Annotated in this window: 10 protein-coding genes; 3 read left to right on the top strand and 7 right to left on the bottom strand. The window is 63.5% G+C overall.

Translation table 11 applies throughout. From position 1 onward, the window contains the following. Window position 1 precedes the first annotated feature (1 nt). The 4 genes from ACNPAA_RS01750 to ACNPAA_RS01765 form a co-directional block, all read right to left on the bottom strand. Window positions 2-421: a hypothetical protein gene (locus tag ACNPAA_RS01750; protein WP_270835561.1), complete on the bottom strand. Its 420-nt coding sequence runs from the start codon at window positions 419-421 to the stop codon at window positions 2-4. Then, window positions 418-807, bottom strand: a complete 390-nt coding sequence (locus tag ACNPAA_RS01755) for an Arm DNA-binding domain-containing protein (protein ID WP_270835560.1) — start codon at window positions 805-807, stop codon at window positions 418-420. The genes ACNPAA_RS01750 and ACNPAA_RS01755 overlap by 4 nt, the downstream gene beginning before the upstream one ends. A 615-nt stretch (window positions 808-1422) precedes the next feature. Further along, entirely contained in the window at window positions 1423-4536 is a 3114-nt protein-coding gene (locus ACNPAA_RS01760; RefSeq protein WP_417891538.1) for a multidrug efflux RND transporter permease subunit, read from the bottom strand. Window positions 4537-4550: 14 nt separating this feature from the next. Continuing rightward, on the bottom strand, window positions 4551-5708 hold the full coding sequence (locus ACNPAA_RS01765) for an efflux RND transporter periplasmic adaptor subunit (RefSeq protein WP_010673351.1): 1158 nt from the start codon (window positions 5706-5708) through the stop codon (window positions 4551-4553). Window positions 5709-5863: 155 nt separating this feature from the next. On the opposite strand from ACNPAA_RS01765, the gene ACNPAA_RS01770 reads away from it, so the two are divergent. Beyond that, the gene (locus ACNPAA_RS01770; RefSeq protein ID WP_119197810.1) at window positions 5864-6592 is read left to right on the top strand and encodes a response regulator; all 729 of its coding nucleotides are present in this window, start codon (window positions 5864-5866) and stop codon (window positions 6590-6592) included. Then, window positions 6589-7668, top strand: a complete 1080-nt coding sequence (locus ACNPAA_RS01775) for an ATP-binding protein (protein WP_114523164.1) — start codon at window positions 6589-6591, stop codon at window positions 7666-7668. The genes ACNPAA_RS01770 and ACNPAA_RS01775 overlap by 4 nt, the downstream gene beginning before the upstream one ends. Window positions 7669-7812: 144 nt before the next feature. Here ACNPAA_RS01775 and ACNPAA_RS01780 read toward each other — a convergent pair whose 3' ends face one another. From ACNPAA_RS01780 to ACNPAA_RS01790, 3 genes are all read right to left on the bottom strand, one after another. After that, window positions 7813-9303 (bottom strand): SulP family inorganic anion transporter, encoded by a 1491-nt coding sequence (locus ACNPAA_RS01780; protein WP_417891539.1) that lies wholly within the window; start codon window positions 9301-9303, stop codon window positions 7813-7815. 319 nt (window positions 9304-9622) lie between these two features. Beyond that, window positions 9623-10198: a DJ-1 family glyoxalase III gene (locus ACNPAA_RS01785; RefSeq protein ID WP_114523166.1), complete on the bottom strand. Its 576-nt coding sequence runs from the start codon at window positions 10196-10198 to the stop codon at window positions 9623-9625. Between the two features lie 30 nt (window positions 10199-10228). After that, entirely contained in the window at window positions 10229-11176 is a 948-nt protein-coding gene (locus ACNPAA_RS01790) for a ketopantoate reductase family protein (protein WP_114523167.1), read from the bottom strand. A gap of 358 nt (window positions 11177-11534) precedes the next feature. Here ACNPAA_RS01790 and ACNPAA_RS01795 point away from each other — a divergent pair, with 358 nt between their 5' ends. Then, window positions 11535-12017: a YajQ family cyclic di-GMP-binding protein gene (locus tag ACNPAA_RS01795; RefSeq protein ID WP_010673357.1), complete on the top strand. Its 483-nt coding sequence runs from the start codon at window positions 11535-11537 to the stop codon at window positions 12015-12017. The last annotated feature ends 72 nt before the right edge of the window (window positions 12018-12089 follow it).

Below are 12089 nucleotides of genomic sequence, written 5' to 3' on the forward strand. Positions count from 1 at the left end.
GTCAGGGTGTACTGGGTGCCGGTGTGGCGCCCTTGCCTAGCTTGTTGGTTAACGGGGATGCCCGTGCTCGCGTTCCCCGTGGCTGGGCCACTGTTTGCGGTGCTGGTTCGGTAGTCAAATGCTCCCCTTCCTCCACCTGGGGGTAAAACTCTTCCAGTAGCATTGGCACTTCTTCATCCACGTCCTCGAACTGACCATTACGCAATAGCGCTCGCGCCACGGTTTCCATCTCGCTTATCGCCAGCCCTGCCTCATCGTCCAGCATCGCCTCCTGCCGTGCCTGACCGACCGCCTCGGTCAGGGTCAGCTCGTCACGCAGCGTCAAATCCACGTAGTAGACCGGGGTGCGGTAAGACTGGGTGGTGCTCTTGGCCCGCAACCGCAAGGTCAGCGGCAGATAGCGGGTCAGGCCGCCACTCACCGCCTCGAAGTACTTGAGCCGTGCCGCCAGGGTTCGTACCGAGTTATAAACAAGCTTTCGTAGACGAGTCTGGCGGATGCTTCCAACGTCGGGATCTTCGGCTTGTTCTGCTCCTGCAGCCGGATCTCTAGTGGGTCCAGATTATTCGCCAGCTGTTCCCGCATTGCCTGGGCGTCTCGAGCAGCGTCAGCGATAGAGATCTCGGGGTAAGTCCCGAGGCCAGCGTTACGTCGTTTCTTCGTCAGTGGGCTGACATAGCGGAACACCCACTTTCCTCTGCCCTTGATGGTAGAGGGGTGTAGCGTCAACCCGGTGACGCCACCATGAGCAAGGGGCTTATCTTCAGGCTTGATGTTGCGGGCTTTGGTATCGGTGAGGATTGCCATCAGGTAACCTCCTTGAGAATTGAATATGCCACTCAGTATGCCACCAAGCATGCGCAGTGGTAATATGTGATTGGGATGGATTGGACTGTGTTTGTTTCTAATATACTGATAGTAAATGGCTTGCTGGATTGGTGTGGAGTTGATTGGACTTAATTACGGCGGGCACCTCCTCCGCCATCTATATAGCCCAACTGATTTATTCAGTTGGGCTTTTTCGTATTCGCGTGCTACATGCAGGTGCCATTGAGTGACAACCTGAGCGGGGCTCTCCCACCCGTCAGTTCCTTCAATGGTGGCCAACAAGATGCGGACGAGCACGGCCAGGCTGCCCGTCAGTCCGGTGGATGTCTGGCTCGAACGCCGAGCCTGTCTCTTTCACGGTCTCGATGGCCTCTGTTGTCTGAACGCTGTCATTGTCTGGGCCGTTAGATTGCTGCCGCCAGTGACGATAATCCCGCCTCCCGTGCTCTCCTGCCAGCCCATGCCTTCTCACCTTGGCCGCCACCACAGCGCCCGTGATGACACTGGAAGTGAGGGCTGAGAGCCACTCCCTGCAGCCCCCTGCCGGCATTGCCGAGCGCCAGACATCAGGGGGCAACATCATGACGCTCTCCGCTACGTGGCTCGTCTGGCCCTCCAGGCCTGAATGCGCGCCTGGGTGCCGATGACGAAGACAAAAAAGACCGGCACGAAGAAGATGGCCAGCAGGGTGCCACTGATCATGCCGCCGAACACGCCGGTGCCGATGGCATGCTGGGTCTCCGCGCTGGCACCACTGGCAAGCATCAACGGCACCACGCCGAGGGTGAAGGCGAGCGACGTCATCAGGATGGGGCGCAGGCGCAGGCGGGCGGCGGTCACCGCAGCGTCAAGCAGCGAGCGCCCTTCGCCGTGCAACTGGCGGGCAAACTCCACGATGAGGATGGCGTTCTTGGCCGACAGACCGATGATGGTGATCATGCCCACCTTGAAGAAGACGTCGTTGGGCATGCCGCGCAGCATCACCGCCGCCACGGCGCCGAGCAGGCCCAGGGGGACCACCAGCATCACGGAGAGCGGAATGGACCAGCTCTCGTAGAGCGCGGCCAGCACCAGGAAGACCACCAGCGCCGACAGCAGCATCAGCAGGGGGGCCTCGGCCGCCGACTGGCGCTCCTGCAACGACTGTCCCGTCCAGGCCAGGGCGAAGCCTGGCGGCAATTGCGCCACCAGGCGATCCATTTCCGCCATCGCGGCGCCACTGGAAACCCCGGGGGCGGCACTCCCGGAGAGACGCACGGCGGGGAAGCCCTCGAAGCGCATCATCTGTTGCGGCGACTGGCGCCAGGTCGGCGTCACCACCTCCCGCAGGGGCACCATGCCGCCGCTGGCATTGCGCACCCGCAGGCCGAGTACGTCATCGAGCTGCATGCGCGCCGACGCGTCGGCCTGCAGGATGACCTGCTGCATGTGCCCGCCGTTGGGAAAGTCGTTGATGTAGAGCGATCCCATCGCCGCCGACAGGGTGCTGCTCACGCTGGTGAACGAGAGTCCCATGGCCTCGGCCTTCTGCCGGTTGATCTCGAGGTGAATGCTCTCGCCGGGGGGCAGGCTGTCGGGATAGACATCGCTCACCACTTCGCTTTGGGCCGCCAGTGCCAGCAGTTGCGCCTGGGCGGCCAGCAGCGCGGCCTCCCCCTGGTTGGCCCTGTCTTGCAGGAAGAGCGTGAAACCCGAAGAGGTGCCCAGTTCGTCGATGGCGGGCGGCAGCAGGCTCATCACGGTGCCTTCCTTGCTGTTGGCCATGGCGGCCTGTGCCAGCTCAGCCTCCTCGGCAGCCGTGGCACCATGGCGCTGATCCCACTCTTTGAGCATGGTGAAGGCCATGGCCGCATTGGGGCCGGCGCCGGAGAAGCTGAAGCCTTGCACCACCAGATTGGTGTCGAGCGCCTCGCGAGAGGCCACATGGGCCTCGAACTCCTTGATGACGGCCAGGGTGCGCTCGCTGGTGGCGCCGGTCGGCAACTGGATGGAGGTCATGAAATAGCCCTGATCCTCGTCCGGCAGGAAAGAGGAGGGCAGCTGGGTGGCCGCAATGGCCAGCACGGCGCAGAGGACGGCGAAGGTAGCCATCACGCGTCCGCTGCGCCCGACCAGCCGGGTGACCCGAACGCCGTAGCCTGTGGTGAGCCGCTCGACGCCCCGGTTGAAGGCGCCGAAGAAACCGCGCTTCTCATGGTGATCCGGGCTGACCGGACGCAGCAGGGTGGCGCAGAGCGCCGGCGTCAGGGTCAGGGCGAGGAAGGCGGAAATCAGGATCGACACCGCCATCGACAGGGTGAACTGCTGGTAGATGACCCCCACGGAGCCGCTGCCGAACGCCATGGGGATGAACACCGCCGTGAGCACCAGAGTGATGCCGATCACCGCCCCGGTGATCTCCTTCATGGCCCGCGATGTCGCCTCTCGGGGCGATAGCCCCTGGGTGGCCATCAGGCGCTCGACGTTCTCCACCACCACGATGGCGTCGTCGACGATGATGCCGATGGCCAGCACCATGCCGAACATGGTCAGGGAGTTGATGGAAAAGCCGGCCAGCAGCATCACCGCGAAGGTGCCAAGCAGGGCGATGGGGGCGACGATGGCCGGGATCAGGGTGTAGCGCAGGTTCTGCAGGAAGAGAAACATCACCAGGAACACCAGCACCATGGCTTCCAGCAGGGTGTGGATCACCTTGTCGATGGAGACCTTGACGAAGGGGGCCGAGTCAAAGGGGATCGAATAGGCCATGCCCGCCGGTAGGGTTGGCGAGAGCTGGGCAAGGCGAGTGCGTACCGCATCGGCGGTGCGCACGGCGTTGGCGCCGGGGGAGAGCTGGATGGCGGCGCTGGTGGCAGCCACCCCGTTCTCGCGGTTGGAAAAGGCGTAGGATTGCGCCCCCAGCTCGACCCGGGCCACGTCACCCAGCACCAGCTTGGCGCCATCACTTCCGGCCCGCAGCACGATGGCGGCGAACGCCTCGGGAGTGGTCAGTTGCCCCTCTACCGTGAGGGGAACCGTCAGTCGTTGGCCAGGCAGGGCGGGTTCGTCGCCGAGGCGCCCCGGTGCAATCTGCACGTTCTGCTGCTCAATGGCCTGCGCCACCTCGCTGATGGTCAACCCGTAGGCGGCGAGCTTGCCCGGATCCACCCAGATGCGCATGGCCTGCTCGGCGCCGAACAGTTGCACCCGTCCCACGCCGTCGATGCGGCGCAGCTCCTGCACGATATTGCGCGCCATGTAGTCGTTCAGCGCGACCTCATCGAAGCGGCCATCCGGTGAAGTCATACCGACCATCATCAGAAAGCCGGACGAGGCGGACTCCACCTGCAGGCCGGTTTGCCGCACCGCCTGTGGCAAGCGAGGCTCGACCGCCTTGATGCGGTTTTGCACATCCATCTGGGCCAGCTTCGGATCGGTGCCCGGCTTGAAGGTGGCGGTGATCTGCGCGCTGCCGGAGGCATCTACCGATGACTCGAAGTAGAGCAGGTTCTTCACCCCAGACAGCTCGCGCTCGATAAGGCTCACCACCGCATCGTTCAGGGTCTGCGGCGTGGCGCCCGGATAGGTGGCATAGAGGGTCACCGACACCGGCGCCACCGAGGGATAGCGGGAGATGGGCAGCTTGGGGATGGCGATGACCCCCGCCAGCACGATGAAGAGGGCGATCACCCAGGCAAACACCGGGCGATGAATGAAAAACTGCGGCATGAAATGTCTCCGATTCAACGGTTACCGGCGTCAGCCTGCTGGCTGACTGCGGGGGATTGCCAGGGATGGGCAATGACTTGCGTCCCCGGGGTCAGGCGGTCGATCCCCTCGATCACCACCCGCTGTCCGGCGTTGAGCCCGGACGTGATGCGGTACTGGCTATTCACCAGTTCAGCGGTGTTGACCGGAACCAGTTGTGCCTGCCCCTGGCCATCCACCACCCACACGCTGGTCTGGCCCGATGTGCGCACCACCGCCTGCTGAGGCACGCTCAGGGCGTTGGCATAGCGGGCACGGGGAATGCGCGCCTGTACGTAGAGGCCAGGCAAGAGCCGCCGCTCCGGGTTGTCCACCAGTACCCGCAGCAGTACGTCACCGGTACCGGCATCCACCTCGATGCCGGAGAAGAGGATGTGCCCCTGCATGCCGAGCGGCTTGCCGTCGCTGCCGAGGATGTCCACCGCCAGTTCCGGTGCCGTCGAGCCAGCCTGCTGGCGCAGGGTGTCGAGCACAGAGGCCGGTTGACGGACATCGACGTAGACCTGATCGATCTGCTGGATCCTGGCCATGGGGGTGGCGTCGGTGGGGGACACCAGAGCCCCTTCACTCACCAGCGCCTGATCGATGCGCCCGGCGATGGGGGCTTCCACGCTGGCAAATTGCAGGTTCAGCTGGTGCCGGGCCAGGGTCGCCCTGGCCTGAGCCACGTCGGCGGCCGCCTGATCACGCTGGGAGACCGCATCGTCATAGGTCTGGCGGCTGATGGCCTCGGTGCGCAGCAGCGGCACCAGACGGTCAATCTGGATACGGGCGCGGGCCAGCACGGCCTCCGCGCGCTGCAATGCTGCGGCGGCGCTGTCGACATCCGCCTTGAAGGGGGCCGGATTTATCTGGAACAGCACGGTGCCTGCGCCGATTTCGGCGCCCTGCTCGAACAGGCGGCGCTGCACGATGCCGCTAATCTGGGCCCGAATTTCGGCGCTTCGCACCGCGGCCACCCGGGCGGGCAGATCCTCGCTGATGACCAGGTCCTGACCTGCCAGCGTCATCACCGACACCTGAGGACGGGTCGGCGCATCTTGCGCTTGCGACGCCCCATCGCAACCTGCCAATCCGAATACGGCAATGACGGCGAGCAGGGTGCCCGCATACCGCTGTTTGACAAACATCATACTCACCTCGTTAAACCGTCTCCCGGGCATGGTGCTGCCGCGAGAGCACATCGAACGGGTATTATGGAGAGGGGCTATTGCGAATGATTCGAGGCTTTGTGGAGAATCCATGGAGGCGGTGATAAAGTTCAAGCCCACCATTTTCGAGTCCGACCATGTCGTATCTTCCTGCTTCCGCCAACCCGGCGGCCCAGTCACTGGTACTGATTGCAGAGGATGAAGCCGAGATAGCCGACATCCTCGCCGCTTACCTGCAACGCCACGGATTGCGCACCCTGCATGCCGTCGATGGCCGCGAAGCCCTGGCCATGCACCAGACATGCAAACCCGATCTCCTGTTGCTGGATGTGCAGATGCCGCAGCTCGATGGCTGGCAGGTGCTCAGCGAGATCCGGGCCCGTGGCGACACGCCGGTGATCATGCTGACCGCCCTGGATCAGGACCTCGACAAGCTGATGGGGCTGCGCATGGGGGCGGATGACTATGTGGTCAAACCCTTCAACCCGGCCGAAGTGGTGGCCCGGGTACAGGCGGTGCTCAGACGCAGCCAGGCTGCGAAGCAGACCATGGCCCGGGTGCTGCGGGTCGGCCCCTTCCAGATCGATCTGGAGAGCCACGAGGCCAGCATTTGCCGCGATGAGGGGCAGCAGGTGCTGGATCTGACCCTTACCGAGTTCAAGTTGCTCGCCTCTCTGATGCGGGCACCCAAGCGGGTGTTCAGCCGCGCCGAACTGCTGACCCACTGCCTGCCGGAGGGGGATACCCAGGAGCGCACGGTGGACAGCCACATCAGCAAGCTGCGCAAGAAGCTGGAGGCACAGGGCATCCAGGGGGTGCCCGCCAGTGTCTGGGGCGTCGGCTATCGCTTCGGGGGTGATGCGTGACATCGGCACCCGGCCTGCGCAGGCAAATCATCCGCTCCCTGGGGCTGATGGCGCTCGGCATCATCTGCCTCGCGGTGATCGGCACCTATGTGTTCTACGCCATTGCCGTGACCTATGTGCCTGGCAGCATCTCTGAGAGCTGGATGCCCTCCAGGGTCGAGATGATCTGGATTGGCTCGACCATTCTCATTGCATTGGGGATGGCGCTGTACGTGGCGGTGCGCCTCTCTCGCCGCATCCTGACTCCGCTCAATTCGGTGGCGAACAGCCTGCGCGAGGTGGCAGAGGGCAAACTCGATGCGCGCGTGCCGCTGGATGAACAGGCGATCGGGGAGACGGCGCAACTGGTGCGGGACTTCAACACCATGGCCGAACGGCTGCAGAGCATGACCCGTGAGCGGGAGTTCTGGAATGCCGCCATCGCCCACGAATTGCGCACCCCGGTGACCATCTTGCGTGGCCGCTTGCAGGGGCTGGCCGAAGGGGTATTTCCGCCAGAACGTGCGCTCTTTGAAGGCTTGCTGCGCCAGGTGGAGGGATTGACCCACCTGATCGAAGACTTGCGGGTACTCAGTCTCAACGACAGCGGCCACCTGGAGCTGCAACGAGAGGCGATCAGGCTGGCCGACGAGCTTGCCGTGGTGCTTGAGGCGTTTGCCACCCCCCTGGCCGCGAGCGGTTTCACTATCAAGCGGGAGCTCGATGCCGAACTCTGGGTCTGTTGCGATGCTCTTCGCATCCGTCAGGCCCTGATGGCGCTGCTGGAAAATGCCCAGAAGCATGGGGTGCCGGGCATGCTGACAGTGCGCCTGCATCGTTCGGGCACCCAGTGCATCCTGAGCGTGGAAGACGAAGGGCCCGGCATCAGCGAGGAGGTCGCCGCCCATATCTTCGAGGCGTTTCGCCGGGGGGATCCGTCACGCTCACGCAAGAGTGGCGGTAGCGGGCTCGGGCTGGCCGTGGTCAAGGCCATTGCCGAGGCTCACGGCGGCAGTGCGGTCTGCCAATCCGGCGGGCGGGGCGGCACCCTGTTCCTGCTTTCCTGGCCCCTCTTGCACCCTGACGGCAGGTCATGACCCCGCATTGCCGCATCGGCTCGGGATGGGCGCGCCGAGGCGCGTGTGTTGACTGTGATCCAACAGCCCAAAAAAGCCCATCTCATGGGGAGAGACGGGCTTTTTTATGGCTTGCAGGCAGCGCCCTCTTGGGGCGCGCCGGGATCAATGCTCGGCCAGCAGGGGCTCTCCCTCCTGGCGTTTGTCGTGGATGGCAAAGCGATCGACCAGGGTGGCACTGGCGTCGTTCAGGCCGATGACCGCCACCTCTTTCCCCTCACGGCGGAACTTGATGACCACCTTGTCGAGGGCCGTGATGGCGGTGATGTCCCAGAAGTGGGCGTGCGTCAGGTCGATGACCACCTTCTCCACTTCCTCCCTGAAATCGAAACCGGCCAGGAACTGCTCGGCGCTGGCAAAGAAGATCTGGCCCCGCACCAGATAGGTACGCACGGCGCCGCTGCGCTCGCTGTCGCTCTTGACCAGCATGACGCGGGCAACCTTGTGGGCGAAGAAGAGAGAGGCGAGCAGCACCCCCACGAAGACCCCGAGTGCCAGGTTGTGGGTCGCGACCACCACGGCGACGGTGGTCACCATCACCAGGTTGGTGGAGAGGGGGTGGCTCTTCAGGTTGCATACCGACTCCCAGGAAAACGTGCCGATGGAGACCATGATCATCACGGCCACCAGGGCTGCCATGGGGATCTGACGGATCCACTCATCCATGAAGACCACCATCAGGATGAGCAGGGTCCCCGCCACGAAGGTGGAGAGGCGGCCGCGGCCACCGGATTTGATGTTGATGACGGACTGGCCAATCATGGCGCACCCCGCCATGCCTCCCAGCAGACCGGCGCCGATGTTGGCGATCCCCTGACCCTTGCACTCGCGGTTGCGATCGCTTGGGGTGTCGGTCATCTCGTCGACGATGGCTGCCGTCATCATGGACTCGAGCAGTCCCACCACCGCCAGCCCCGCTGAATAGGGGAAGATGATGGCCAGGGTCTCCAGATTGAGGGGCACGTCGGGCCAGAGGAAGACCGGCAGGGTATCGGGCAGCTCGCCCATGTCGCCCACGGTACGGATGTCGATGCCCAGGGTGATGGCCACCGCCGTCAGGATGACGATGCACAGCAGGGGGGAGGGGAGCAGTTTGCCCACCACGGGAACGAGCGGGAACAGATAGATGATGCCAAGCCCGGCCGCGGTCATGGCGTAGACCTGCCAGGTGACGTTGGTGAGCTCGGGCAGCTGGGCCATGAAGATAAGGATGGCCAGGGCGTTGACGAAGCCGGTCACCACGGAGCGGGAGACGAATCGCATCAGGCTGCCGAGCCTGAGGTAGCCCGCCGCTATCTGGAAGAGGCCGGTGAGCAGGGTGGCTGCCAGCAGATACTGCAGGCCATGTTCCTTGACCAGGGTCACCATCAGGAGTGCCATGGCGCCGGTGGCGGCGGAAATCATGCCGGGACGACCGCCGACGAAGGCGATGACCACGGCGATGCAGAAGGAGGCATAGAGGCCGACCTTGGGGTCGACGCCCGCAATGATGGAGAAGGCGATGGCCTCCGGGATCAGCGCCAGGGCGACGACGATGCCCGACAGCAGATCGCCCCGTATGTTGGAGAACCACTCTTGTCTTGCACGTTCCAGCATGGGGATTTTCTCGCTCGTTGAGGATCCATGGCCACAGGCCCGCAAATCAGGGGAAATGGCGGGGATCACAGGGTTGGATTGGCTGTTGATGGCCGGGTAAACCGGCCGGTCGGCATAACCGGAGTCAGGCGGCAGAGGCCGCACAGGGCAGGGTCAGGGCGGCGTGACGGCCACCCCAGAGCACATAACAGGCATAAGGGGCACATGTTAACAGTCGGTGCCAGGCCGGGGAAGCCCGGATTGTTTTATCTAGCACAAGAGCAGCCAACATAGACCAAACAAGGGGGCTCTGCCGCTTTCATAGGAGTGCCCGATGTGGTTATGGCGATAGCGAAGGGGGCAACACCATGGGACTGGCCACCGTACGGGCGGCCTCGTCACCTCGCAGTACCCGTACTATCTCGAGAGCGAACTCGATGGCGGTGCCTGGGCCCTGGCTGGTGATCAGGCGATGGGCTTCATCGGTCACTACCCTTGCCGTGCTCAATTGTGTCGCGGGCAGACGGGCCTGAAAGCCCGGGTGGCAGGTGATGCTCGCATCTCCCAGCAAGCCGTGATGGTGCAGTACCACGGCGGGTGCGGCACAGATGGCGGCGCGCCAGCGGCCGAGGCCTGCCTGCTCCCGTAGCAGGTCGATGGCGAGGGGGGTGTCGCGGATCACTTCGCTGCCGGGCAGACCGCCCGGTACGACCATGGCATCGAAGTCACGGGTAGTCAGCTCGTCGAGATGGCAATCCGCCACCAGTTGCACCCCGCGAGAGGCGCGGATCTGGCGCGCTCCGGTGGGGCAACAGGAGGCCAGCACCACATCGATGCCACCCCGAACCAGGGTATCGACGATGGCAACCGTCTCTATCTCTTCCGACCCGGGGGCCACCAATACCAGTACGCTCATCTAGCACTCCTTGCTTGCCAGCTGCTCTGCTCAGCGCTTCTCTTTGACGGCCTGATAGAGGCCCTGATTGACCGGCACCGCGATACCGTGAAGGGCGGCCTTGTTCAGCAGGAAGCCGGTGATGGCCTCGATCTCGGTCTCGCGGCCCTGTTCCATGTCTTGATACATGGAAGAGTAATTGTCGGCGGTGAGCTCCACCACCATCATGACACGGCGTAGCAGCTCTTCGCTGCCGGTAGACTGACCTTCGGCCCGCATGACGTCAGCCACTTCCACACAGATTTGCTGCAGGGCATCGGCAAAACGCGGACCGGCCAATTCGCCGTTCTTGAGCTTGTAGAGCGCGGTGAGGGGATTGATGGCGCAGTTGACGGCGAGTTTCTGCCACTGGCGTGTCAGGATCTGCTCATCCCAGCCGGCCTGACCCAGGGCGCTGGCCAGCTCGTCGGCGAGGTGGGCATGGGCACGGGCCGCTTCGTTGATTGGGCCCAGCCAGGTCTCCCCCTTGCCGGTGTGGCGGAACACGAAGTGGCCGCTCTGCATGGCGCCATGGCTGGTGACGCCGGCGATCACCGGATTGTCGGGGAAGAGTGCGACCACCTGATCGGCGATCCCCATGCCGTTGTGCAGCAGCACGATAGGCACTCCTGCCGCCAGTTGCCCGATCAGGGGAGTGAGGGCCGATATCACCTGCCCCGCCTTGGTCATCACCAGCAGGCGTTTGATGCTGCCCGGCTTGTCGATGAAGGCGCGTTCGATGGCCAAGAGCTGGGTATGCCCCTCAAGGGAGGTAAAGTCGACGCCGGGGTGCAAGGTAGCACGATGGCGCTCGCGCAGCAGGAGGCGGGTTGCTTGGCCGCTTTGGGTCAACAGGGAGGCGAAGACGCCACCCAGGGCGCCGCAGCCCAGCAAGGTCCACTCGGGAGAGACAGGGTGACGGCGTGTTTTCAGGTTGTTGTCGCGTAATCCGCTTGGCATGAAGAGGCTCGATCATGGGAAGGGCTGCCATCCTGTCAACCGCCAACCCGGGATAAGGGAAGATGTCGCTTGGTGAATACCTGGAACCGGTGCATGAGCTGGCTGTCGGGTCGTGCTCAAGGCTCATGCGCAGCCAGGGAGCCTCATGTATGCATGACCATACGGGTTCCTGGGCTGCACTTCACCGAGTGTCGGACCTCTCGCGGTCGCTCCTAAACGGGTTCTAACGGGTCTCACCATTCCTGTGCGCAGGGGATTCTAGCAGAGCAATCCCATCGAAATCAGCAAATTTGCCCGTTTTCTGGTAGATTTGCCCACCTGTCAGCACAACCTGAAGTACAGCATGAGGAGCCCGGCTATGCCGTCATTCGATATTGTCTCTGAAGTCAAAATGAACGAGGTGTTGAACGCCGTTGATAACGCCAACCGTGAACTGGCGACCCGTTTCGATTTTCGTGGTGTGGAAGCCAGCTTCGAATTGAACAAGGAAGAAGTAAAGCTGGAAGCCGACGCCGATTTCCAGCTCAAGCAGATGGTCGAGATCCTGCGCGGCGCCCTGCTCAAGCGCCAGATCGAGAACAGTTCCATGGACGTGGGTGACAGCGTCCACTCCGGCAAGCGTTTCCACCTGACCGTGAAGTTCAAGCAGGGGATCGACAAGGAAGTGGCCAAGAAGCTGGTGAAGCTCATCAAGGATTCCAAGATCAAGGTGCAGGCCGCCATCCAGGGCGACGAGGTGCGGGTCACCGGCAAGAAGCGCGACGATCTGCAAGAGACCATGGCGCTGGTGCGTGGCGCCGAACTGGGCCAGCCGATGCAGTTCCAGAACTTCCGCGATTGATGGCGAACGGGGAGGGCGCGGCTCTCCCCCCACTGCCAGCATGAGGGCATAAAAAAACCGGAGCAGCTGCTC

The organism is Aeromonas sp. PS2Canimalfood6, from assembly GCF_048276795.1.
In the GTDB taxonomy this organism is placed as follows: domain Bacteria; phylum Pseudomonadota; class Gammaproteobacteria; order Enterobacterales; family Aeromonadaceae; genus Aeromonas; species Aeromonas caviae.